This is a genomic window from Isoptericola halotolerans, from assembly GCF_013149785.1.
GTDB lineage: Bacteria > Actinomycetota > Actinomycetes > Actinomycetales > Cellulomonadaceae > Isoptericola > Isoptericola halotolerans.
The window spans coordinates 867,863-892,145 of sequence record NZ_JABEZU010000002.1; the positions used below are offsets into that span (position 1 = coordinate 867,863).

Below are 24,283 nucleotides of genomic sequence, written 5' to 3' on the forward strand. Positions count from 1 at the left end.
CATCCGTCGAGCACCTGGATCGGAAGGTTCCCCGTGCGCATCGTCGTTCTCGTCAAGTACGTGCCGGACATCAACGCCGAGCGGAAGTTCGCGGACTGTCGCGTGGTGCGCGACCCGTCCGAGGGGACGCTCAACGAGCTGGACGAGAACGCGCTCGAGGCGGCCCTGCGCATCGTCGAGGCCCTGCCCGACGACGAGCGCGAGACCAGCGAGGTCGTCGCCCTGACGGTGGCACCGCCCGCGGGTGACGTCGCCCTGCGCAAGGCCTACCAGATGGGGGTCGACCGCGGGGTCCGCGTCTCCGACGAGGCGCTGGCCGACTCGGACTACTTCGGTACGACGACGGCGCTCGCCGCCGCGGTCCGCCGGCTGGAGACCGAGGGCCCGGTCGACCTGGTCGTGACCGGCATGGCGGCCCTGGACGGGCTCGGCTCCGTGGTGCCGGCGCTGCTCGCCGCCGACCTCGGGCGGCCGTCGCTGACCTTCGCCAAGACGGTGACGGTCGCCGACGGCGCCCTGACGATCACCCGTGAGACGGACGAGGCGGCCGAGACGCTGACGGCGCCGCTGCCGGCCCTGCTGTCCGTCGCGGACACCGCGAACACCCCGCGGTTCCCCAACTTCAAGCTCATCATGGCGGCGCGCTCCAAGACGATCGAGGAGTGGTCGGCCGCCGACCTCGGCCTCGACGCGGCGACCGTGGGCGCCGCCGGTGCCCGCACCGCGACGACCCAGGCGGCGCCGCGTCCCGAGAAGCCCGAGGTCGAGCTGGTCCAGGACAAGGGTTCTGGTGGCCGCGAGCTGGCCGAGTACCTGATCCGCAACGAGCTGGTGTGAACGGAGTCGCCATGTCTGAGCCCACGCACAACCGCACCGTCCTGGTCCTGCTCGACCCTGCGACCGAGGTCCGCTCCAGCGTGCTCGAGCTGCTGACCATCGGCCGCTCGCTCGGTCGGGTCGAGGCCGTCACCCTGGAGGCTCCGAGCGTCGAGGCGCTGGCCCAGCTCGGCGCGTACGGCGTCGAGACGGTTCACCAGGCCGAGCTGCCCGCCGAGCTGCGCGGCGACGCCCGGCACCTGTCCGCCGTCGTCGCCGAGGTGCTGGCCGCCGCCGTGCGGCTCACCGACGCCGACGTCGTGCTGGCGCCCTCCACCTTCGCCGCCAAGGAGGCCGCGGCCCTGGCCGGACGCGCTCTCGGCGCGGGGGTCGTCATCGACGCCGCGGGGGTGACCTCGGGGACCGACGGCCGCGTCGTGGCGACCAAGCGTGTCTTCGCCGGGTCCTGGGACACGGCGTGCGAGGTCACCACCGACGTGGCCGTCCTGACGGTCCGCGCCAACGCCGTCGTGGCCCAGCCGGCCGAGGCCGCGGTGGCCACGGAGGTCGAGGGCTTCGCCGTCACCGTCGACGCCCCGCTGCCCGCGGTGGCCGCACGGACCGCCACGGCCCGTGACGCCGACCGGCCCACGCTGGAGGAGGCGGCCATCGTGGTCGCCGGGGGCCGGGGCACCGGCGGGGACTTCGGTCCGGTCACCGAGCTCGCCGACGCCCTGGGCGCGGCCGTCGGGGCCTCGCGCGACGCCGTATTCGAGGGGTGGTTCGACCGGTACGTCGGGCAGACCGGCGTGACGGTCGCGCCTCGGCTCTACATCGGTGCGGGCATCTCGGGCGCGCCGCACCACCGTGGCGGCATGCAGGCGTCGCAGGTGGTCGTCGCGGTCAACAACGACCCCGAGGCGCCGATCTTCGAGATCTGCGACTTCGCCGTCGTCGGTGACCTGAGCGACGTGCTCCCGCAGGCGGCCGAGGTCATCCGCGCCCACAAGCAGCAGGCCTGACCGCGAGATCGCAGGTGCGGCTCAGCCGCCGGCGAAGGGCGGCAGCAGGTCGAGTCGCGCACCGTCGGGCACGACGTCGCCCGGGGCCGCCCGGCGCCCGTCCAGCAGCACCGAGCAGCGGGACAGCACCGCCGCGGCCTCCGGCGACCTCTGCGTGAGCCGCCCGACGACGTCACCGACCGTGGCGCCGTCGTCGACCACCAGCGTCTCGCCGGGACGGCCCAGGGCTGCCCGGGCGGCGGCGAAGTAGCGCAGCTCCACCATGCCCCTAGCCCCCGATCGCGCTCATGGTCCGGTCGGGCTGGGTGAACGACGGGTCGTCCATCCCGTGCCCGGCGCCCTTGCCCCACATGGCCGTCCGCCACAGGTCGGCGAGCTGTGCGTCGGTGGCGCCGGCACGCAGCGGACCGAGCAGGTCGGTCTCGGTGTGCGCGAAGAGGCAGTCGCGCACCCCGCCCTCGGCGGTGAGGCGGGTGCGGCGGCAGTCGGCGCAGAACGGCTCGGTGACCGACGCGATGATGCCGACGCGCCCCCACCGCTGCCCGGTGGCGAGCGAGCGCACCTCGAAGCGCTCGGCGGGGGCGCCGTCGCGGGGCTCGTCGTCGGGCGCCAGCGCGAACCGGCGGCCCAGCAGCCCGCGCACCTCGGCCGCGGTGACCATCGCCGAGCGGTCCCACGAGTGGTCCGCGTCCAGGGGCATCTGCTCGATGAACCGCAGCTCGAACCCGCGCTCCAGGCACCAGGACAGCAGGTCGGCGGCGTGGTCGAGGTTGACCCCGCGCACCAGGACCGCGTTGATCTTCACCAGGTCGAACACGCGGGCGGCGGCGTCGATGCCGGCCAGCGTCCGCTCGAGGAACGGGCGCCGGGCGAGGGTGGCGAAGGTGTCCGGGTCGAGCGTGTCGAGGGAGACGTTCACGCGGTCCAGGCCGGCGTCGCGCAGCGCCTCCGCCCGCGTGTCGAGCCCGACGGCGTTGGTCGTCAGGCTGATCTCGGGCCGGGGCTCGAGGGCCGCGACGTCGCGGACGACGTCGACCAGGTCGCCGCGCAGCAGCGGCTCGCCCCCGGTGAACCGCACCTGGCGCACGCCGAGGTCGCGGGTCGCCACGCCCACCAGGCGCGTGATCTCGGCGCGCGCCATGACGGCGTCCCGCGGCAGCGCCGGCAGGCCCTCGGCCGGCATGCAGTAGGTGCAGCGCAGGTTGCACCGGTCGGTCAGGGAGACCCGCAGGTCGGTGGCGATCCGCCCGTACCGGTCCACGAGCCCGGGCCCGGCGGGACGTTCCGCGGGCAGGGTGCGCGACCGCCAGGCGGTGGGGACCTGCGGGATCCCGAGGTCGACGGAGGTCATGTGTCTCCTCGCGTCGACGCGGGCTCCCAGCCGAGTGCCAGCCGGGAGGCCTGGGCGGCGAGCTGGTCGTCGGGCTGGTCGTCGGGCAAGCGCGGGCCCGCCCCGGCGGCGAGCCCGCGCGCGTAGCCCACGAGGTAGGTGGTGACCGGGGCAGCGGGGCGGGCGACGTGGTGCGCGGCGTCGCGGGCGAGGTCGAGGACCTCGGTGACGTCCACGCTCCCGGCGGGCAGCTCGAGCTCTGCCTCGACGGCCTCGACCCACCGGGCGAGCACGGTCGGCGTCTCCTGCGTCATGGTGATCTCTCCTCGGCGTCGTCCGTCGCACGGCGGTCCGCCAGCCGTGCGGTGAGTCTGTCCCTATCGTCCCAGGTGTCGACGTCGTCGCTCATCCCCGTCTCGTCGGGCACCGTGACCAGGTGCAGGCCGGCGGCCAGGGTCCGCACCGGGGCTCCGTGCGGGTCCGTGCCCTGCAGGGCCGCGGCCAGGGCGTCACGGCGGTAGAGGCCGACGAGCCACTGGGCGCGGCCGGCCCGGACGAGGTGGGCACCGTCGGCCTCCGGGTGCCGTGCGACGGCGGCGTGCAGCGCGGGCAGGGCGGCGGCCGCCCCGGGGACGTCGACGGCCAGCACCAGCACCCACGGCGGTGCACCGGGCCGGCCCAGCGCACGCAGACCGGCGTCGATCCCGGCCACGGGGCCGCCGAAGGGCGGATCCTCGCGGGTGACGACGAGCGGCCCACCGCCCGTGCCGAGGATCTCGTCGGGTCCGACGACGGCGGTCAGCTCGGCGTCGGCGGTGGCGGCCAGGGCATGCTCCAGAAGGGTGGCGTGCCCGACGACGACGCGCGGTTTCGGGGTCCCGCCGAGACGGGCGGCGCGACCTCCCGCGAGGACGACGGCGTCGTACCTCATGGGCACCACGCACCCAGGGGGTGGACGGTCACCTCGTCGCCGACGGCGACGCCCAGCGTCCCGGCCGGGACCACGGCGAGGGCGTCGGCCCGGGGGAGCGCGGACAGGTGGTGCCCGTCGCGCGCGGCCGGGGTGACGCCGTCGGGGCCGGTGACGACGGGGAGCACCTGCTCGGCGTGCGGCGGGCACGACCACGCGCTCGCGGCGCGCACCGTGCTGGCCGGAGGAGGCCCGTCCCGGCCCGCGAGCCGTCCGACGGCGGGCCGGGCGAACAGCGCGAAGGACACGAGGGCGCTGACAGGGTTGCCGGGGACGGCGATCCACGGCACCCCCCGCCAGGTGGCGAGCGCCTGGGGTCGGCCGGGCCGCATGGCGACCGCCGCGACGTCCACGCCATCGGCCGCCCCGGAGGCCAGCACCTCGCGGACCACGTCGCTCGCTCCGGCGGAGACGCCCCCCGAGGTCACGATCAGATCCACTCCCGGATGTTGTGGGCGCGAAACCTGGCCCGAATCATCCCGTTCTGCGGCATGAATGGGCACGGAAATCGCGCCCACAACCCTGTCGAGGGCGGTAGTCAGGGAGTCGGCGGCGTCGGGGACCGCGCCGACGCGGACGACGTCCGCCCCGGCCTGCCGCGCGAGGGCGGCCAGCATGAGGGAGTTCGAGTCGGGGATCGTCCCCGGGGCGGTCGATCCGAGACCGGCGAGCTCGGTGCCGGTCGAGAGCACGGCGACGCGCGGTCGCCGGTGCACGGGCAGCGCGGTGAGACCGGCCGCGGCGGCGGCGGCGACGAGACCGGGGCCGACCGTGGTGCCGGAGTCGGCCAGCACCTCGCCGGCGGTGATGTCGGTACCGGCCCGCCGCACGTGGTCGCGCCGCTGGCGCCCCAGCGTCACCGTCCGCTCCGTCGTCGGGCGGCCCGCGACGAACCGGCCGGTCGAGGTGCGCTCGACGGGCACGACGGCGTCGAACCCGTCGGGCAGGGGTGCGCCGGTCATGATCCGCACCACCCCCGGATGTTGTGCACCCACAGCATCGAGGGGGTGGCCGGGGCGGGCGTCGGCGAGCACCGGCAGCGTGACGTCCGTGCCGTCGTCGGGCAGGTCGGCGCTGCGTACGGCGTAGCCGTCCATCGCGGAGTTGTCGAACGCCGGGACGGGGGCTGCCGCGACCACGTCACGTCCGACGACCAGGCCGATCGGGTCGGCTGCGTCCAGCGGCACGTCGATCACCTCGAGCGGGCGCACCAGGGCGAGCGTCGCCGTAACGTGCTCGGCGATCGTGCGCGGCGTCGGACCGGTCATGCGCTCACCGTAGGCCGCCGATGTGTCGCCGGTGCAGCGACGACCTCACAGTGCGCCCCAGCCCCCTGAGAGAATCGCCTCATCGAGAATTCACGGCTTCACACCGCGCAGCGAAACACCGCGTTCCTACTGTCGTCCTCACCGGCACGACGTCGAGCCGGTCCGGCTCCCGACACCTGTCGGTGGCCGCGGCCTCGCCCGGCGTCACCGGGCACGAGCACGGATGGGAGAACGACGATGGTTGCTCCGACGAGTGGGACCGCATCGTCCGACGCGGCGCCGACCAGCGCCGCCACCACGACGGCCGAGGCCACCGGCCCGGCCGGGACGGACGCTCCACCGCGCCGCCCCGTCCACCGCTCCGGGCGGTGGATCGACCACTGGGACCCCGAGGACCCGGTCTTCTGGCGCGACGGCGGACGCCGTATCGCCCGCCGCAACCTCGTGGTCTCGATCTTCGCGGAGTTCCTGGGGTTCTGCGTCTGGGCCATCTGGTCGATCGTCGTGCCGCAGCTGCCGGCCGCGGGCTTCGCGCTCACCGCCGACCAGATGTTCTGGCTCATCGGGGTCCCGGCGCTCGTCGGCGCCACCCTGCGCATCCCCTACACGCTCGCGGTGCCCGTGTTCGGCGGGCGCAACTGGACCGTCATCTCGGCTGCGCTGCTGCTCATCCCGACACTCTCCCTGGCGTTCATCGTGCAGCGTCCCGAGACGTCGTTCGGCGTGCTGCTGCTGGTCGCCGCGCTCGCCGGCCTGGGCGGTGGCAACTTCGCGTCGTCGATGGCCAACATCTCGTTCTTCTTCCCCGAGAAGGAGAAGGGTGCGGCGCTCGGCTGGAACGCGGCCGGCGGGAACCTCGGCACCGCCGTCGTGCAGTTCGTCGTCCCGCTGGTCATCGTCACCGCGGCCGGGATCTCGCTGGAACGCGCCGGGCTGGTGTTCGTCCCCTTCATCCTGCTCGCCGTGATCCTGTCGTGGCGGCTCATGGACAACCTCGGCACGGCCAAGGCAGACCCCCGGTCCTTCGGCGCGGCGGTGCGCGAGAAGCACACCTGGATCATCTCGTTCATCTACATCGGGACGTTCGGCAGCTTCGTCGGGTTCGCCGGGGTGTTCCCGACGCTGCTGGCCGGCCAGTTCCCCGAGGTGACCCTCTCGCTGGCCTTCATGGGCGCCCTCGTCGGGTCGGTGGCCCGTCCGGTCGGCGGCATCATCGCCGACCGGCTCGGGGGAGCGGTCGTGACCGTCGCCAGCTTCGCCGTGATGATCATCGGTGCCGTCGGCGCGATCCAGGCGCTCGGGACCGGGTCCTTCGCGCTGTTCTTCGGTTCGTTCATGCTGCTGTTCGTCGCGACCGGCATCGGCAACGGGTCGGTCTACCGCATGATCCCGATCGCGTTCCGGGTCGCCCGGGGCGGCGGCGCCGCGACGGCGAAGGCTGCCGCCGGGTGCATCGGGGTCGCCGGTGCCGTGGGAGCCTTCGGTGGCTTCCTCATCCCGCGCGGTTTCGCGATGTCGACCACGGCGACGGGCTCCCTGGTCCCCGCCCTGTGGGTGTTCGTCGGTGCGTACGTGGTGATGGCGGCCGTCACCTGGTTCGTCTACGGCCGGCGCAGCGGGGTCATGGGGGCGGCCCGCGTATGAGCAGGACCGTCGCCGAACCGGTCAGGACGCACTGCCCCTACTGCGCCCTGCAGTGCGGCATGCAGCTCACGCCCGGCCCGGTCCCGGCACCCGACGCGCCCGCCGCGTCGGTGTCGGCCCCGGCCGGGCGCGAGCCCCTGCCGGTCGTCGCACCGCGAGACTTCCCCACGAACGCCGGCGGCCTGTGCCAGAAGGGCTGGACGAGCGCCACGGTGCTCGGTGTGCCGGACCGCATCACCACGCCGCTGGTGCGCGGCGCCGACGGGGAGCTGGCCGCGGCGACCTGGGACGAGGCCCTCGACGTGATCACCGAGGGTGTGCGGTCCGTCCAGGCGGAGCACGGCCCGCAGGGCGTCGCGGTCTTCGGCGGCGGCGGCCTGACCAACGAGAAGGCGTACACGCTGGGGAAGTTCGCGCGGACGGTGCTGCGGACGCCGAACATCGACTACAACGGGCGGTTCTGCATGTCGTCCGCGGCGGCGGCCGGCAACCGGTCGTTCGGTGCCGACCGCGGTATGCCGTTCCCCCTGACGGACCTCGGTGGGGCCGAGGTCGTGCTGCTGCTCGGCTCCAACCCTGCCGAGACCATGCCGCCCTTCGTCCAGCACCTCGCCGGTGCCCGGGAGCACGGCGGCCTGGTGGTGCTGGACCCGCGCCGCTCGGCCACGGCCCGGCTCGCCGCCGACGGGCAGGGGATCCACCTGCAGCCCGTGCCCGGCACCGACATGGTCGTGCTGCTCGCGCTGCTGCACGTCGTCGTCGCCGAGGGTCTGGCGGACCGCACCTACCTCGCCGAGCGCACCAGCGGGTGGGACGACGTCGTCCGCTCGGTCGCCGCCTGGTGGCCCGAGCGCGCCGAGACGGTGTGCGGGGTCCCGGCCGAGGAGCTGCGCACGACGGCGCGGCGGCTGGCGGCCGCTGCCCCGTCACGCGGCGGCCGGGGTGCCTACGTGCTCACGGGACGGGGCGTCGAGCAGTCCTCCCAGGGGACGGCGACGGTCACGGCGGCCATCAACCTGTCGCTCGCGCTCGGGCTGGTCGGCCGGGAGGGGTCCGGCTACGGATGCCTGACCGGCCAGGGCAACGGTCAGGGCGGCCGCGAGCACGGCCAGAAGAACGACCAGCTCCCGGGCTACCGCAAGATCGACGACCCGGCCGCACGTGAGCACGTCGCCGGGGTGTGGGGCGTCGACCCGGCCGTCCTGCCCGGCCCGGGGCTGCCGGCCGTGGCGCTCCTGAACGCGCTCGGCACCCCGGGCGGGCCCCGGGCGCTGTTCGTGCACGGCTCCAACGTCCTGGTGTCGGCACCGAACGCCGACCGGGTCCGTGAGCGCCTCGAGGCGCTCGACCTGCTGGTGGTGTGCGACTTCGTGCCGTCGGAGACCGCCCGCATGGCCGACGTCGTGCTCCCCGTGACCCAGTGGGCCGAGGAGGAGGGCACGATGACGTCGCTCGAGGGCCGGGTCATCCGGCGCCGGCAGGTCACCACGGCACCGGGCGAGGCCCGCTCGGAGCTGTGGCTGCTCGCCGAGCTCGCGCGACGTCTCGGTTCCGAGGTGTCCTTCCCCACCGATCCCGCCGTCGTGTTCGACGAGCTCGCCCGGGCCTCGGCCGGTGGCGTCGCGGACTACTCGGGCCTGTCGCACGCACGGCTGGACGCCGCCGAGGACGCCGGCGCCCCGGGGCTGTTCTGGCCCTGCCCGGCCCCGTCGGCGGGGGAGCCGGAGCACCCCGGGACGCCCCGGATGTTCCTCGACCGCTTCGAGACACCGGACGGTCGCGCGCGCATGGTGCCGGTCGACCACGTCGGTCCCACCGACGACGTGCGCGGGGACGCCCCGACGTACCTCGTGACCGGCCGGGTGCTCCAGCACTACCAGTCGGGGGCCCAGACCCGCCGGGTGCCCGAGCTCGACCGGATCGTCCCCGAGCCGTACGCGGAGCTCCACCCGCAGCTCGGGCTGCGCGTGGGGGTCGCCGACGGCGCCCGGGTCCGCATCACCTCGGCTCGCGGGGTGGTGGAGGCCACGGCGCGGTGGACGGACGTCGTCCGCCCCGACACGGTCTTCATGCCCTTCCACTGGAGCGGGGCCGGCAGCGTCAACCGCATCACCAGCGACGCCGTCGACCCGATCTCCTCGATGCCCGAGTTCAAGGTGTGCGCGGTCAGCGTGAGCCCGGCCGCCCACGGCGAGCGCGACGTCCACGACAGCCAGGAGGTTCCGGCATGACTCTCCACGTGCCGCTCAAGATCGTCGTCGTCGGCCACGGGATGGTCGGCTCGCGCCTGGTGGACGAGCTGGTCCGCCGCAGCGCCGAGTCGTTCGACATCACGATCCTGGGCGCCGAGCCGTACGAGCCGTACAACCGGGTGCTGCTGAGCGACGTGGTCGCCGGCCGGACCGACGTCGCGGCGATCACCATGCCCGAGCCCTCCGGGGAGCACGTGACCACGCTCCGGGGCGTGTCCGCGGTGTCGGTGGACCGTCGAGCCCGCACGGTGACGGACTCGGCGGGCGCCGTGCACGGCTACGACCATCTCGTGCTCGCGACCGGGTCGCGGGCGAGGGTCTTCCCGGTGCCAGGGCTGGTGGACGACGACGGCGAGGTGCGGCTGCCGGCGGGCGTGCACGCCCTGCGCACGCTCGACGACGCCCGGGAGATCGTGGCGGCGAGCGTCAACACCCCCCGCGCGGTCGTGGTCGGCGGCGGGGTGCTGGGCGTCGAGGCGGCCTACGGCCTGGCGGGCCGAGGCCTGCAGGTCACGCTGGTGGACACCGCGCCGGCACCGATGGCCCGTCAGCTGGACTCGGCGGCGGGGTCGGTCCTCGCGGCCGGGCTGGAAGCATCCGGGGTGACCCTGCACAGCCGGACCAGCGTGAGCGAGGTGCTCGTCGCGGGCGGGCGCGCGGTGGGCGTCCGGCTGGCCACCGGCGGCGAGGACGGGGAGGTCGTCGCGGCGCGGCTGGTCGTCCTGACCACGGGGACCGTGCCCGAGGCCGGGCTCGCCCGTGACGCCGGCCTGAGCACGGACCGCGGGATCGTCGTCGGGCACGACCTGGCGAGCCCCGACGACCCGCGCGTCTTCGCGATCGGCGACTGCGCCCAGCCCCCGACGGGCTCCCGGGGCCTCGTCGCCGAAGGGTGGGACCAGGCCCGACGCCTCGCCGACCACCTCTCCTCGCTCGTCGCGGTCCGGGCCGAGCAGGCCAAGCGGGTCACCGCACCTCGCGAGCACCTGCGGTTCCCCCACGAGGGCGAGCGGCCCTCGATGGCGGTGCGGCTCGGCACGCTGATCGCCTCGCGCGCGGCCACGGACGCGGGCGTGGACACCCGCGGGACGGACGTGGTGAAGGTCAAGGCCGGATCGCTGAGCATTGTCGCGATGGGGGTGAGCGGCGCGCGGGACCGGGAGGTGCCGGGTCAGCGGGCCGTGACGCTGCACGACGCCGCGGCGGGCCGCTACGTCGAGGCGGTGGTCGCCGACGGGATCCTCGTCGGTGCCACCTGCGTCGGGGACCCCCGGGTCGCCGCGGACCTCACGGCCGCCTACACCCGCCGCACCCCGGTCCCGGTGGACCCGGCGTTCCTGCTCCTGACCCCGGTCATGCCGAGCGCGGAGCCGGCGTCGTCGCCGGAGCACATGCCCGACGACACCACCGTCTGCCGGTGCAACGGCGTCACCAAGCACGACATCACGCGCTGCTGGGACGACGGCGCCCGCACGCCGGAGGACATCGCGACCGCCACGCGCGCGACGACGGGCTGCGGCAGCTGCCGTGAGGCCGTGTGCGGGCTGGCGGACTGGCTAGCGGCGAGCCGCGCCGACGGCGGCGAGGCCGCGGACGCGGAGCCCGAGCCGGCCGGTCTCGCCAGCGTGTGACCACCCAGCCCCGGTGCGCCCGACGCATTCCCCTCGCTGTCGGGCGCACCGGACTCCAAGCATCCCGGTACGGTGGGTCGGGATGACCAGCGACGACGTGATGGATCGCCTCCCCGCGGAGGCTCGTGCCCGTGTGCTCATCGACACCCAGCTCGCCGCCACGGGGTGGGCGGTGCAGGACGCCAAGAACCTGAACCTGTTCGGGGGTCGCCCGGGCGAGCACGGCGTCGCGGTCCGCGAGGTGGTGATGGCGCCGGGTCACGGCCGGGTGGACTACCTGCTGTACGTGGACAAGAAGGTCGTCGGGGTCATCGAGGCCAAGCCGGTCGGCACCACGCTGAGCGGGGTGGAGTGGCAGTCCGCGATGTACGCCACCGGCCTGCCGGAGCGGCACCGCAAGCGGGCGTTCACCGTGGGCGGTCGGATCCCGTTCGTCTTCGAGGCGTCTGGCAGCGAGACGCACTTCACCAACGGCTACGACCCTGACCCGCGGGCACGCCGGCTCTTCGCGTTCCCCCGGCCGTCCACGCTGGCGCGCCTGGTCCGGGACGCCGAGACCGACCCGGACCGCCCGACCTGGCGGGCCAAGGTGCGCTCGATGCCGCCGCTCGACGTCGAGAGCCTGCGGCCGGCGCAGATCGACGCGATCACCAACGCGGAGCGGTCGCTGGCCGCGCAGCGGTCGGACCGCTCGCTGGTGCAGATGGCCACGGGCGCGGGCAAGACCTTCGCCGCCGTCACGCTGTCCTACCGGCTGCTCAAGCACGCCGGGTTCCGTCGCATCCTCTTCCTGGTCGACCGCAACAATCTCGGCGACCAGACGGCGGGGGAGTTCTCCAACTACGCGACGCCGGACGACGGGCGGCGGTTCACGGAGATCTACAGCGTCCAGAAGCTGCAGGCGGCGGGGATGCTGGCGAGCTCCGACGTCGTGATATCCACCATCCAACGTGTCCACTCGGTGCTGCGCGGCAAGGACGTTCCCGAGGGTGACGACCCGCAGCTCGACGACTGGGTGCCGGACGAGCCCGTGACGGTGCAGTACAGCCCTGAGATACCGCCGGAGTCTTTCGACCTGGTGATCGTGGACGAGGCACATCGGTCAATCTACGGCGTGTGGCGCGGGGTGCTGGAGTACTTCGACGCGCACGTCCTGGGCTTGACGGCGACGCCGGGCAAGCAGACGTTCGCGTTCTTCCGCCAGAACCTCGTCTCCCAGTACACGTACACCGAGTCCGTGGCAGACGGCGTGAACGTCGACTTCGACATCTACCGGATCCGCACCCAGGTGTCGGAGCACGGCGCGACAATCGAGGCGGGCACACACGTACCAAAGGTGGACCGCCGAACTCGTGTGCAGCGCATCGAGGCCATCGACGAGACGCTGGAGTACAAGCGCTCGCAGCTCGACCGGGCGGTGACGAACGTCAACCAGATCCGCCTGGTGCTGGAGACGTTCCGCGACCGGCTGTTCACCGAGATCTTCCCGGGCCGCACGACCGTGCCGAAGACACTGATCTTCTGCAAGGACGATGCGCATGCCGAGGAAGTCGTGACGCAGGTGCGGCAGGTGTTCGGCAAGGGCAACGACTTTGCCGCGAAGATCACGTACCAGGCCAAGGACCCGAAGGGTCATCTCCAGGCATTCCGTACCTCGGCGAGCCTGCGGGTCGCGGTCACGGTGGACATGATCGCCACCGGCACGGACGTGAAGCCGCTGGAGTGTGTGTTCTTCCTGCGTGACGTACGCAGCGCCCAGTACTTCGAGCAGATGAAGGGCCGCGGCGCGCGCACGATCGCATCGGCAGACTTCCAGGCAGTGACACCCGACGACGGCGCGACGGCGAAGACACGGTTCGTCATCGTCGACGCGGTCGGCGTCACGGAGCACGACTTCGTGGACCCTCCGCTGAACCGGGACCGGTCGGCCTCGCTGGAGCAGTTGCTGAAAAAGGCGGCGAGCCTCACCATCACCGAGCCGGAGACGGCGACCCTCGCGTCGCGGCTCTCGGCGCTGGAGCTGCAGCTCACGCCGTCCGAGCGGGCGGAGCTCGACGGCGTCGCGAGGCAGCCGCTCAAGCAGATCGCACGCGGGCTGGTCGATGCCGTCGACCCTGAGATCCAGCAGGACCGGCTCACCGAGGAGAGCGCGGCGGCGCTCGCGGCGGGGGATCCTGAGCCGACGATCGAGGATGTGGCCGAGCGGATGATCGAGGCGGCGATCGAGCCGCTGGCCGCTAACCCCGAGTTGCGCACCCGCATCCTGGAACTGCGCCGCCAGCACGACCTGATCATCGACGACGTCAACCCCGACGTCCTTGAAGACGCGTACGGCGTGGTCGATCCTCACCGGGCATGGACTGTGGTGGAGTCCTGGTTCGAGTACCTCACCGAGCACCGGGACGAGATCGCCGCGATCCAGGTGCTGCAGGAAGCGAAGGACGGTGGTGCACGACGCTCGGGCGTGACGTTCGAGCAGGTACAGGAACTTGCCGACCGTATCGCCCGGCCACCGCACCGCTGGACGCCCGACATCCTGTGGGCCGCGTACGAGCAGGTGGCGAAGGGTCGCGTACGTCACAACGCGCGGGCGCAGATCACGGACCTGGTCTCGCTCCTGCGGTTTACGCTGCAGGCCGACGACGAGCTGGTCCCGTACGCCGACAGGGTGTCGGAGCGGTACGCGGGCTGGCTGGCGCAGCAACAGCAAGCCGGGGTCGTCTTCACTCCGCAACAGAGGTGGTGGCTCGACAACATGGCGACTGTGATCGCCCACTCCGCAGGCATTGACGCCGACGATCTGGATGAGGCCCCGTTCACCGAGCGTGGCGGTGTCGACGGTGCGCTCCGGGATCTGGGCGATGATGCTGGGGAGCTGCTCAACGAGTTGAACCGGGAGCTCACCGCGTGATCGAGGTGCCGGCCGGGTGGTCGAGCGCGCCGTTGGGTGACGTCTGCAAGGTCGTGTCGGGCGGAACACCGAAGACCGCCGTAGATCGTTTCTGGGGTGGCGAAGTTCCCTGGATCACTCCTGCCGATATGTCGCGCGATCGGTCCCAGGTGCTGTATTCCGGGGCTCGCTCGTTGTCCGACGAGGGGTACAGATCGTGCGGCGCGACTCTTGTTCCGGAAGGCTCGGTAGTGGTCAGTTCCCGAGCCCCGGTCGGGTACGTAGCCATCGCAGGCCAGGAACTCAGCACGAACCAAGGTTGCAAGACTGCCGTTCCACCGTCGGGCATCGACTCGAAATACCTCTACTGGTTCCTAGTTGCGGCCAAGCCCGATCTCGAGGCGCGCGCCAGCGGGACGACGTTCAAAGAGATCTCCGCGAAGCGGTTCGCGGAAACGAGACTGTGGTGGCCTGAGCCGTCGGAGCAGGAGCGGATCGTCGAGATCCTTGAGGACCACCTCTCCCGCCTCGACGCTGGGGTGGACTACCTGCACGCGGTGCACAAGCGAGCAAACTCTCTGCGTCAGGCGTATCGACAGTCCGCGCTGGACGAGTTCGGTGCCGAACTCGTGCCGCTCGGCGACCTGGTCGCGAAGGTAGAGGCGGGCAGGTCCCTCGGTGGTGCTGCCCCGCCGGCGGCCGCGGACGAGTGGGGCATCATCAAGGTCAGTGCGATGACGTGGGGCGAGTTCCGTCCCAACGAGAACAAGCTCATCCCCGCAGAGAAGGCGAACGCCCGATACGAGATTCTGCCGGGCGACCTGCTCGTCAGTCGTGCCAACACATCGGCTTACGTGGGGGCGAGCGTCCTTGTGAAGGAGGCCAGACCGCGCCTGCTGCTCAGCGACAAGAGTCTTCGCCTCATGCCTGCGCCAGGCGTGTCCGCTGAGTGGCTCCACGAGGTGCTCCAGGCCCCCGGATCCCGCGATCAGATCTCACGGTTGGCGACGGGTACGAAGGACTCGATGCGCAACATCTCGCAGAAGGCCCTGCTGTCGATCCAGGTTCCCGTGATGGATGAGGATGCACAGACCGCCGTCGTCGAACGCTGTGCTCGGTCGGCCGAGATGGTTGGGACCGTTGTTGATGCCGTAGATCGGGAGCTCCGCCGGGCTGACCGCCTCCGCCGCTCCCTCCTGATCGCCGCGTTCTCCGGCCGCATGACGGGCGCGTCGTCGGACGTGGACCGCGTGGAGGAACTCGCGGAGGCGATGGCGTGATGGTGCGCACTCCAGGCAAGCAGGTGCGGCTGTTCCTGGTCGACGGCACACCCGGTGGCCTGATGACGGCCGAGATCATGAACTGGACGGGCCACGTGCTGCGCGGCAAGCACGACAAGCTGGGGGAGATCCGCCGTCGTCCGGAGGCACAGCGCACGTGTGTGTACATCCTGCTGAGCGACGACCCGGAGACCACCGGCGGTCGGCGTGCGTACATCGGTCAGAGCGACGACGTCGCGAGCCGGTTGACGCAGCACGACGCGCACAAGGAATTCTGGGACGAGGTCGTGCTGGTGACGTCCAAGGATGCCAACCTCACGAGCGCGCACGTGCGGTATCTGGAGGCGCGACTGGTCGCATTGGCGAAGGTGACTGGCCGTGCGCCGTTGCTCAACGGCAACGCGCCGACGGGTGGAGCACCCCTCCCCGAGGCAGACGCCTCGGACATGGACTACTTCATCGAGCAGCTGCGGATCCTCTTGCCGGTCCTCGGGATCGACCTGTTCCGTGGCCGTGACGTCTCGCCGTCGACCACGCGCAGTGCCACGCCGGCGGACATGGTGGCAACCGACGCTGCGACGTCGCCGGTGTTCCACCTCCGCAACCGCAAGCATGGCGTCGACGCGCGTGCCCAGCAGGTGGATGGTGTATTCACCGTGCTGACCGGATCGCGTATCCGGGCATCGATGCCGCCGCGCGCGGGCCACGGGACGAGCACCGCTCGTCAGTGCGCGGCTCGTCAGGAGCGGCACGCACAGCTGATCGCCGACGGGTCCGCGCACGTCGAGGGCACGTCGCGACGCTCATCCGCGACGTGGTCTTCAGCTCGTCGTCCGCCGCAGGAGCGGTGGTGCAGGGTGCCACGTCGGCCAACGGGCGCAAGGCATGGGTGGCGGACGACGGGACGACATTCGGGGGATGGGAGGACCGGGGCGTCTGATTCCGGTATTCGAACGTTCCGAAAGCGCGTACGATTGCTGCACTGAAGGAGGTCAACATGGCTGCCAGGTCGGTTGTTGCAGAGACGTACGTACCGCACGAGAGTGACAGCGCGCTCGCTGACGTGCGGAGCTTCATGGCCGCCCACGAGAGCAAGCACGGCAGCGCGCCGAACTCTCGCTTCCTCTTGGTCGGTGACAGCGAAGGCGACCAGGTCGAGCTGCCCGAGACGCTCTACCTGGTGCTCCGGCAGGCGGTCGATGCGATGGCCGCGGGCAAGGCCGTCACGATCAGCCTCCAGGAGCCACAACTCACCACCCAACAGGCGGCTGACCTCCTGGGGGTCTCCAGGCCGACGGTCGTCCGGCTCGTCGAGTCCGGTGAGCTGTCGGCGGAACGCGTGGGATCCCGTCGGCGGCTCGCGCTCGGTGACGTGCTCGCCTACCGGGAGAAGCGCCGTCGCCGCCAGTACGCGATGCTCGAGGCGACCTCGGTCGACCTGGATGATGAGGAGAACCCCGAGCTGATGATCGAAAGGCTCCGGGAAGCCCGCAAGGCCGTGGCCGGCAAGCGGGACGCCTGAGCCGACGTGTTTACCGCGCTCCTCGACACCTCCGTTCTCTGGCCGAGCCTGCAACGCGACGTCCTGCTCTCGATGGCGGCCGAAGGCCTCTACCGGCCCATCTGGTCCACCGCCGTCCTGCAAGAGTTGACGTGGGCGGAAGAGGCCAAACGTGTGCGCCGCGGCGCCACCCCGAAGAAGGCGCACGCAGCAGCTGAATGGCTCGTCACACAGATGACCCAAGCCTTTGACGATTCGTGCGTGCAGGGCTGGGAACCGCTCGTCGGTTCCTACGGCCTGCCCGACCCCGACGACGAGCATCTGGTGGCCGCAGCGGTCGTCGGCGGCGCCGGTGTGATCGTGTCGAGCAACCTCAAGGACCTCCCGGAAGATCGGCTGCCCGAAGGAATCGGCGCAGTCTCGGCGGCGCGATTCGCCGCCGACACGGTCTCGGTGTCACCGGGGTTCGCGCTGCGGGCGCTCGAGAACATCGCACAGCGCTACCAGAACCCGGCCCGGACGGTGCGCGAGCTCGTGGCCACGCTCGAGGCACGGTACGACATGACAGACGCGGCGACCCTCCTGGTCGCCGCCTTGGAACGTGAGGAGGACCGGCATGGCTGACGCTCGCCGTCTGGTCGACAAGATGTGGTCGTACGCGAACGTGCTGCGCGACGACGGCGTCGGCGTCATCGAGTACACCGAGCAGTTGACGTACCTGCTGTTCCTCAAGATGGCGCACGAGCGCGCCACTCGGAAGCTCAAGCCGGAGCGCGTGGTACCCGAGCGGTACTCGTGGCAGCGCTTGCTCGACGCCGACGGTGCCGCGCTCGAGACCGAGTACACGCTCATCCTGCAGGGACTGGGCCGTCAGCCCGGCACGCTCGGCACGATCTTCCGCAAGGCGCAGAACCGGATCCAGGACCCCGCCAAGCTGAAGCGGCTGATCCACGACCTCATCGACAAGGAGAACTGGTCGCAGTCCGGAACGGACATCAACGGCGACGCCTACGAGTCGCTGCTGTCCAAGGGCGCCAGCGACAAGGGTTCGGGTGCGGGCCAGTACTTCACGCCGCGGTCCATCATCTCGGCGATGGTCGATGTCGTGCAGCCCACCGTCGCGGACAGTGTGGTGGACCCAGCCTGCGGAACAGGCGGGTTCCTCCTCGCCGCGCACGAGTACGCCGCGCGCGACGCAGGGTCGATGACGCCGCCACAACGCGACCACCTGCGGGACACGTTCGTGCACGGAGTGGAGCTGGTGGACGGCACCGCGCGCCTGGCCGCGATGAACCTGTTGCTGCACGGCATCGGCGACGCCAACGGCGAGTCCGTGATCGAGGTCAAGGACGCGCTCATCGCCGACCCCGTGCGCCGCTGGTCCGTCGTCCTCGCCAACCCGCCGTTCGGCACCAAGTCGTCGGTCACGATGGTGGGCGCCGACGGCCGGGAGGCCCGCGAGGAGCGCGAGATCGAACGCCAGGACTTCGTCGTTACGACGTCCAACAAGCAGCTCAACTTCCTGCAGCACATCATGACGATCCTCGACATCAACGGACGGGGCGCCGTCGTGCTGCCCGACAACGTGCTGTTCGAGGGGGGCGCCGGCGAGACGCTCCGCCGTCGGCTGCTACGAGACTTCGACCTGCACACCCTGCTGCGACTGCCCACCGGCGTCTTCTATGCCCAGGGCGTCAAGGCGAACGTGCTGTTCTTCGACAAGAAGCCCGCGTCCGAGACGCCGTGGACGTCGAAGCTCTGGGTGTACGACATGCGCACCAACCAGCACTTCACGCTCAAGCAGAACCCGCTGACCCGTGCGCACCTGGACGACTTCGTCACCCGCGCTGCCGGGCCGCGCGAGCATCGGGTGGAGTCGGAGCGGTTCACAGCGTTCGCCTACGACGAGCTCGTCGCGCGTGACAAGGTCAACCTCGACATCACCTGGTTGCGCGACGAGTCGCTGGAGGACCTGGACGACCTGCCTGCGCCGGACGTCATCGCCCGCGAGATCGTCGAGGACCTCACCGCCGCACTGGAGGAGTTCGCCGCCGTCGCGGAATCGTTGGAGGCGGCGCGCAGCAGCGACCCCGTGTCCAGCTGACCTCGGCTCTGCGGCAGCCCCCGCTGCCGCAGAGCCGAAGGCCCTTCCTGCCGGTCAGCCGGCGGAGCAGCCGACCTCGGCGCCCGACGGCGCGGCGCCGGAACCGATGAACCCGTACGACGTCGTCGCCCCGGTGCCGAGCGTGCCGTTCCACGGCGCGTGCGTGACGGTGACGCCGTCGCCGGCGAGGGTGCCGCCCCAGAGCTGGGAGACCACGATGCCTGCGGGCAGGGTGGTGCTCCAGCCGTTCAGGGCGTCCCCGGCGGTGAGGGTGACGTCGGCCTGGTAGCCGCCCTGCCAGGAGCCGACGACGGTGAGCGCGGCGGTGCAGGAGCCGTCACCCGGGTCCTCGGTCGGGTCGGGGTCCGGGGTCGGGTCCGGGTCGGGCGTCGGGTCGGGGTCCGGGGCGCCGCCGAAGACGGAGGCCTCGACGGAGGTCTCCGAGAGACCGTCCGGTCCGGTGAAGATGCGCTCGCCCCAGGGCGACGGGTTCGTCACGTCGAAGCCCTCGACCAGGTCGAGGTACTCCACGGGGCTGCCGTTGCCGCTCCACGACCAGGCGAGCCAGCCGATCCCGAGGCGCTCGCTCTCGGCGAGGATCGTGTCCAGGGCGACGCTGCCGTCGGAGTGGTCCCAGCCGAACTCGCCGATCATCAGGGGCAGCCCGGCGTCGACGAAGTGCTCCAGGTACTGGGTGACGGTGGAGCCCTGGGCGTACACGCCGTACATGTGCACGGAGAAGATCGTGTTGGCGTCGGGGTCGGCCGCCGCGACGAGCGGGGCCTGGTCGCGCATGGTGTGCGTCCAGTCCTGCCCCCAGTTCGGGGCGTCGACCACCAGGACGTGCTCGTAGCCGACGTGGCGCAGCCGGTGGATGGCGGCGGAGGTGTCGTCGGCCCACCCGGCGTTGACCGCGGCGTCGTTGCCGTAGGGCTCGTTGCCGATGTTGACCATGATGTGGTCCTCGCTGCCGGCGAGCGTGGGGTAGAGGTACTCCCAGTAGTCGGCGGCCTGGTCGAGGGTGGCGGCGCCCGCCTGCTCGCCGTAGCCGGTGGTGTCGTGCACCTCGAGCTGGCAGATCAGCCGGTTCGCCTCGCACTGGTCGACGATGGTCGCGACCTCGGCGGAGTCGGTGCGGGTCCAGCGGTCGCCGCTGGCGAGCACCACGCGCACGGCGTTGGCGTCGACCGACTTGATGTCGGCCAGTGCCTGGGTGGTGGTGTGCGTGTACCAGGCGTGCGGGTGGTTGACGCCGCGCAGCACCAGGTCGGTGCCGTCGGCCTCGAGGAGGCGGCCGTCGGTGACGTGGAGGCCGGGTGGTTCGTCCGCGGCGGCCGACTGCGCGGCCAGCGCGGTCAGTCCTCCGGCCGCGAGCGCGGCTGCTGCGATGCCCGCGACGCTGCGGGTGCGAATGGTCGTCATGCGAGTTCCTCTCGGTCTCGTTGCCCTCTGCACGGTCACCGTGCAGGGGGAAGGGGCTCTGCCACCAGAGCATTAAGCGTTTAAGTTAGCATCGTCCGTCACCCGTGTCGGGTCCCACCCGGACGTTCTGTGTCCGGCGCCTCTCACGGCGCGCAGAGCGCGAGTGAGCAAGATGTTCCCGTGGGGTAACCACCACCTGACGGTGTGGTCACGGCCGCTGCCTAGGTTCGAGTCATGACCAGCGATCCCCCCACCTCAGGCAGCAGCACCCCGGGTGCCGACCGCCGTCACGTCGTCGTCGTCGGCGGCGGGATGGTCGCGCAGCGCTTCGTCGAGGCCCTGCGCGCCCGCGACACCGCCGGCGAGTGGCGCGTCAGCCTCTTCGCCGAGGAGCCGCGCAAGCCGTACGACCGCGTCGGCCTCACCCGCTACTTCGAGGTGCGCGACGCCGAGGAGCTCACCCTCGGCGACCCCGCGCTCTGGGACGACCCGCTCGTCGAGCTGCACCGCGACTGCACGGTCGTCGCCATCGACCGGGAGGCCCGGACGGTCACCGACCGCCTCGGCAACGTCCACCCCTACGACGAGCTGGTGCTGGCCACCGGGTCGAACGCGGCGCGCCCGCCGATCCCCGGCAACGACCTGCCCGGCGTCTTCGTCTACCGCACCATCGACGACGTCGCCGAGCTGCGCGGCTGGGTCGAGGCCAAGCGCGAGGCGGGCCGCGTCGAGACCCGGGGCGGCGTCGTCGAGAAGCCCGTCCGCGGCGCCGTGATCGGCGGCGGTCTGCTCGGGCTCGAGGCCGCCGGTGCCCTCAAGGCGCTCGGCGCCCAGGCCACGGTGATCGAGTTCGGCACGCACCTGATGGGCGTGCAGGTCGACCTCGGGGGCGGGCAGGCCCTCAAGCGCCTCATCAACGACAAGGGCATCGCGGTGCGTGCCGAGACCGCCACGAAGGAGATGAAGCCGCACCGCCGCACCGGCCACGTGGGACGCATGGACTTCGCCGACGGCGGCCGCCTCGACGTCGACGTCGTCGTCATGGCCACCGGCGTGCGGCCCCGCGACGAGCTCGCCCGCGAGGCCGGGCTGCCGGTCGGCGAGCGCGGCGGCGCCGTCGTCGACCTGTCCTGCCGCACCGAGGACCCGCACGTGTGGGCGATCGGCGAGGTGGCCTGCATCGAGGGCCGGTGCATCGGTCTGGTCGCACCGGGCAACACGATGGCCGAGGTCGTCGTCGACCAGCTCCTCGGCGGCGAGGCCGAGTTCCCCGGTGCGGACACCGCCACCAAGCTCAAGCTGTCCGGCGTCGACGTCGCCTCGTTCGGTGACGCGCACGGCCGCACCGAGGACTGCATCGAGATCGTCTGGGCCGACCCGACCGCGGGCGTCTACAAGAAGCTCGTCATGTCCGACGACGCGAAGACGCTGCTCGGTGGCGTGTTCGTCGGGGACGCCGCGCCCTATGCCTCGCTGCGCCCCATGCTGGGTGCCGAGCTGCCCGGTGACCCGGCCGCGTTCCTGCTGCCCGAGGGCACCGGCGGCGCCCCGGACATCGAGCTCCCGGACGAGGCGAACGTCTGCTCCTGCAACAACGTCTCCGCGGGCACCATCCGCGGTGCGGTCACCGACCACGACTGCACGTCGGTCGGCGACGTCAAGAGCTGCACCAAGGCCGGCACCACCTGCGGCGCCTGCCTGCCCCTGGTCAAGAAGATCACCGAGACCGAGATGACCAAGGCCGGCATCGAGGTCAGCACCGCGCTGTGCGAGCACTTCGAGATGTCCCGCGCGCAGCTCTTCGACGCCGTGCGCGTGGCGGAGCTGCACTCGTTCACCGAGATCATCGGACGGTTCGGCGTCGTGCCCGAGGGCGCCTCGAGCCCGGGGCGCGGCTGCGACATCTGCAAGCCCGTGGTCGGCTCGATCCTGGCCAGCCAGGGCAACGGCCACATCCTGTCCGGCGAGCAGTCGACGCTGCAGGACACCAACGACCACATGCTCGCCAACATGCAGAAGGACGGCACCTACTCGGTGGTGCCGCGGATGCCCGGTGGCGAGGTCACGCCCGAGGGGCTCATCGTCGTCGGGCAGGTCGCGAAGGACTTCGGTCTCTACACGAAGATCACCGGTGGGCAGCGCATCGACATGTTCGGCGCCCGCGTCGAGCAGCTCCCGCAGATCTGGAAGCGCCTGGTCGAGGCCGGCTTCGAGTCCGGACACGCCTACGGCAAGTCGCTGCGCACCGTGAAGTCCTGCGTCGGCTCCACCTGGTGCCGCTACGGCGTGCAGGACTCGGTCGGCATGGCCGTCGAGCTCGAGCTGCGCTACCGCGGTCTGCGCTCGCCGCACAAGCTCAAGATGGGTGTCTCCGGGTGTGCACGCGAGTGCGCCGAGGCGCGTGGCAAGGACGTCGGTGTCATCGCGACCGACAAGGGCTGGAACCTCTACGTCGGCGGCAACGGTGGCCAGACGCCCAAGCACGCGCTGCTCATCGCCGAGGACCTCGACACCGCCACCCTGCTGACCACCATCGACCGGTTCCTCATGCTGTACATCCGTACCGCGGACCGCCTGCAGCGCACCGCGCCCTGGGTGGAGGAGTACGAGGGCGGCCTCGACGCCATCCGTGACGTGATCATGGCCGACTCCCTCGGAATCGCCGAGGACCTCGACGCCGCCATGGCCGCTCACGTCGAGGGGTACGAGGACGAGTGGAAGGCCGTGCTGGAGGACCCGGAGAAGCTCGCGCGGTTCGGCTCGTTCGTCAACGCGCCGTCGACGCCGGACCCTGCGCTGGCCTACGTCCCCGAGCGTGGGCAGAAGCGCCCCGCCACCCCCGAGGAGATCGCCGCCGGGCCCGACGGCCCGGTCGACCCCTCGCTCACCGGACCGGTCCTCGTGGCCGGCGCCACGCTGGAGGTCCGCGCATGACCGTCACCGACAACCCGCCCGCGTCCCCGGTGGGGAGCGCCGTCGCCCGATGGGCCCCCGTCTGCCGGCTCGACGACCTCGTGCCCGAGCGGGGTGCGGCGGCCCTGCTGGAACGCACCGACGGGACGACCGTGCAGGTCGCCGTCTTCCGTCTGCTGGACGACACGGTGCGTGCCGTCCAGCAGCTCGACCCGTACTCCGGCGCGAACGTCATGTCCCGCGGCATCGTCGGCAGCCGGGGCGAGGAACCGACCGTCGCCTCGCCGATCTACAAGCAGGTCTTCGCCCTGGCCACCGGCCGCTGCCTCGAGTCGGGCGGCAAGACTCCGAAGCCGGGGCTGGACGCCCACCTGGAGCTCTTCGCCACCGAGGTGCGCGACGGCGTCGTGCACGTCGGGCTGGTCTGACATGACCGGCCGGGGGCGAGTCACCCTCGTCGGGGCGGGCCCCGGCGCCGCCGACCTGCTCACCTACCGGGCCTGGCGGGCGATCGCCCAGGCCGACGTCGTCGTCCACGACCGGCTGGTCCCTCTCGAGGTGCTCGACGACCTCGGCGAGGACGTGGAGGTCATCGACGTCGGCAAGGCGCCCGGGAAGCACAAGGTGCCCCAGGACGGGATCAACGCGCTGCTCGTGCAGCACGCCCTCGCCGGGCGCCGCGTGGTCCGGCTCAAGGGCGGCGACCCGTTCGTCTTCGGCCGCGGTGGCGAGGAGCACGCGGCCTGCACGGCGGCCGGGGTCGGCGTCGACGTCGTCCCCGGCGTCTCCTCGGCCCTGGCGGTCCCGGCGCTCGCGGGCGTCCCGCTGACGCACCGCGGCACGACGACGGCGTTCCACGTCGTCACCGCGCACACGCGCTCCGGTGAGCAGGAGCTGGACGACGTCGCGGTGGCCTGCGTCACGCAGCGGGCGGCTACGCTGGTGATCCTCATGGGGGTGTCCTCGCTCCCGGCGATCGTGACCCGGCTGCTCGACGCCGGAGCGGACCCGGACACCCCCGTGGCGATCGTGGAACGCGGGTCGACGCCGGAGCAACGGGTGACCCGTGTCGGGCTGGACCTGGCGGCCAAGCGGGCCGACGAGCTCGGGGTACGCGCGCCCGCCGTGATCGTCGTCGGGGACGTGGCGGCCGAGGGCCTGCTGGAGGGATCGAGTGAGCGAGGCGGAGAAGGCGTCCTGGGGGACCCGCGTGGCTGACACCTCGACGCGTCCTGCCCTG

20 protein-coding genes are annotated in these 24,283 nt (G+C 72.0%); 14 read left to right on the forward strand and 6 right to left on the reverse strand.

Annotation, left to right across the window (positions count from 1 at the left end):
• The first annotated feature begins 33 nt into the window (after positions 1-33).
• Both HDG69_RS11620 and HDG69_RS11625 read left to right on the forward strand, forming a co-directional pair.
• A complete protein-coding gene (locus tag HDG69_RS11620) occupies positions 34-837 on the forward strand; it encodes an electron transfer flavoprotein subunit beta/FixA family protein (RefSeq protein ID WP_171783922.1) in 804 nt (267 codons plus the stop codon).
• A gap of 11 nt (positions 838-848) precedes the next feature.
• Complete coding sequence (locus tag HDG69_RS11625) at positions 849-1,838, forward strand: electron transfer flavoprotein subunit alpha/FixB family protein (protein WP_171783923.1); 990 nt, start codon at positions 849-851, stop codon at positions 1,836-1,838.
• A 21-nt stretch (positions 1,839-1,859) separates the two neighbouring features.
• Here the strand turns inward: HDG69_RS11625 and HDG69_RS11630 are convergent, their stop codons facing one another.
• The 5 genes from HDG69_RS11630 to HDG69_RS11650 are packed head-to-tail and all read right to left on the reverse strand — an operon-like array spanning position 1,860 to position 5,406.
• A complete protein-coding gene (locus HDG69_RS11630) occupies positions 1,860-2,102 on the reverse strand; it encodes a MoaD/ThiS family protein (RefSeq protein WP_171783924.1) in 243 nt (80 codons plus the stop codon).
• Between the two features lie 4 nt (positions 2,103-2,106).
• Positions 2,107-3,189, reverse strand: a complete 1,083-nt coding sequence (gene moaA, locus HDG69_RS11635) for a GTP 3',8-cyclase MoaA (RefSeq protein ID WP_171783925.1) — start codon at positions 3,187-3,189, stop codon at positions 2,107-2,109.
• Entirely contained in the window at positions 3,186-3,482 is a 297-nt protein-coding gene (locus tag HDG69_RS11640; protein ID WP_171783926.1) for a DUF6457 domain-containing protein, read from the reverse strand. Before HDG69_RS11640 ends, moaA begins: the two co-directional genes overlap by 4 nt.
• The gene (gene mobA, locus HDG69_RS11645; RefSeq protein ID WP_171783927.1) at positions 3,479-4,099 is read right to left on the reverse strand and encodes a molybdenum cofactor guanylyltransferase; all 621 of its coding nucleotides are present in this window, start codon (positions 4,097-4,099) and stop codon (positions 3,479-3,481) included. Before mobA ends, HDG69_RS11640 begins: the two co-directional genes overlap by 4 nt.
• Entirely contained in the window at positions 4,096-5,406 is a 1,311-nt protein-coding gene (locus HDG69_RS11650; protein WP_171783928.1) for a molybdopterin molybdotransferase MoeA, read from the reverse strand. The genes mobA and HDG69_RS11650 overlap by 4 nt, the downstream gene beginning before the upstream one ends.
• 237 nt (positions 5,407-5,643) lie before the next feature.
• Here HDG69_RS11650 and HDG69_RS11655 point away from each other — a divergent pair, with 237 nt between their 5' ends.
• From HDG69_RS11655 to HDG69_RS11695, 9 genes are all read left to right on the forward strand, one after another.
• Positions 5,644-7,050 (forward strand): MFS transporter, encoded by a 1,407-nt coding sequence (locus HDG69_RS11655; protein WP_171783929.1) that lies wholly within the window; start codon positions 5,644-5,646, stop codon positions 7,048-7,050.
• Positions 7,047-9,281, forward strand: a complete 2,235-nt coding sequence (locus HDG69_RS11660; RefSeq protein ID WP_171783930.1) for a molybdopterin oxidoreductase family protein — start codon at positions 7,047-7,049, stop codon at positions 9,279-9,281. Before HDG69_RS11655 ends, HDG69_RS11660 begins: the two co-directional genes overlap by 4 nt.
• Entirely contained in the window at positions 9,278-10,933 is a 1,656-nt protein-coding gene (locus HDG69_RS11665; protein WP_171783931.1) for an FAD-dependent oxidoreductase, read from the forward strand. Before HDG69_RS11660 ends, HDG69_RS11665 begins: the two co-directional genes overlap by 4 nt.
• Positions 10,934-11,531: 598 nt before the next feature.
• Positions 11,532-13,844 (forward strand): DEAD/DEAH box helicase family protein, encoded by a 2,313-nt coding sequence (locus HDG69_RS11670; RefSeq protein ID WP_246256424.1) that lies wholly within the window; start codon positions 11,532-11,534, stop codon positions 13,842-13,844.
• Complete coding sequence (locus HDG69_RS11675) at positions 13,841-15,103, forward strand: restriction endonuclease subunit S (protein ID WP_171783933.1); 1,263 nt, start codon at positions 13,841-13,843, stop codon at positions 15,101-15,103. Before HDG69_RS11670 ends, HDG69_RS11675 begins: the two co-directional genes overlap by 4 nt.
• Positions 15,100-16,089 carry a GIY-YIG nuclease family protein gene (locus HDG69_RS19080; protein WP_246256426.1) on the forward strand — a complete coding sequence of 330 codons (990 nt, stop codon included), beginning with the start codon at positions 15,100-15,102 and terminating at the stop codon, positions 16,087-16,089. Before HDG69_RS11675 ends, HDG69_RS19080 begins: the two co-directional genes overlap by 4 nt.
• A gap of 11 nt (positions 16,090-16,100) precedes the next feature.
• On the forward strand, positions 16,101-16,625 hold the full coding sequence (locus HDG69_RS11685; RefSeq protein ID WP_171783934.1) for a helix-turn-helix domain-containing protein: 525 nt from the start codon (positions 16,101-16,103) through the stop codon (positions 16,623-16,625).
• A 6-nt stretch (positions 16,626-16,631) separates the two neighbouring features.
• On the forward strand, positions 16,632-17,228 hold the full coding sequence (locus HDG69_RS11690) for a VapC50 family PIN domain-containing toxin (protein WP_171783935.1): 597 nt from the start codon (positions 16,632-16,634) through the stop codon (positions 17,226-17,228).
• On the forward strand, positions 17,221-18,708 hold the full coding sequence (locus HDG69_RS11695; protein WP_171783936.1) for a class I SAM-dependent DNA methyltransferase: 1,488 nt from the start codon (positions 17,221-17,223) through the stop codon (positions 18,706-18,708). The genes HDG69_RS11690 and HDG69_RS11695 overlap by 8 nt, the downstream gene beginning before the upstream one ends.
• A 54-nt stretch (positions 18,709-18,762) precedes the next feature.
• Here the strand turns inward: HDG69_RS11695 and HDG69_RS11700 are convergent, their stop codons facing one another.
• Positions 18,763-20,130 carry a cellulase family glycosylhydrolase gene (locus HDG69_RS11700; protein ID WP_171783937.1) on the reverse strand — a complete coding sequence of 456 codons (1,368 nt, stop codon included), beginning with the start codon at positions 20,128-20,130 and terminating at the stop codon, positions 18,763-18,765.
• Between the two features lie 234 nt (positions 20,131-20,364).
• Here HDG69_RS11700 and nirB point away from each other — a divergent pair, with 234 nt between their 5' ends.
• From nirB to cobA, 3 genes are read left to right on the forward strand one after another with little or no spacing between them, the layout of a single operon-like run.
• Positions 20,365-23,064, forward strand: coding sequence for a nitrite reductase large subunit NirB (gene nirB, locus HDG69_RS11705; RefSeq protein ID WP_171783938.1), 2,700 nt, complete (start codon positions 20,365-20,367; stop codon positions 23,062-23,064).
• On the forward strand, positions 23,061-23,471 hold the full coding sequence (nirD, locus tag HDG69_RS11710; protein ID WP_171783939.1) for a nitrite reductase small subunit NirD: 411 nt from the start codon (positions 23,061-23,063) through the stop codon (positions 23,469-23,471). Before nirB ends, nirD begins: the two co-directional genes overlap by 4 nt.
• 1 nt (position 23,472) lies before the next feature.
• The gene (gene cobA, locus HDG69_RS11715) at positions 23,473-24,261 is read left to right on the forward strand and encodes a uroporphyrinogen-III C-methyltransferase (protein ID WP_171783940.1); all 789 of its coding nucleotides are present in this window, start codon (positions 23,473-23,475) and stop codon (positions 24,259-24,261) included.
• The last annotated feature ends 22 nt before the right edge of the window (positions 24,262-24,283 follow it).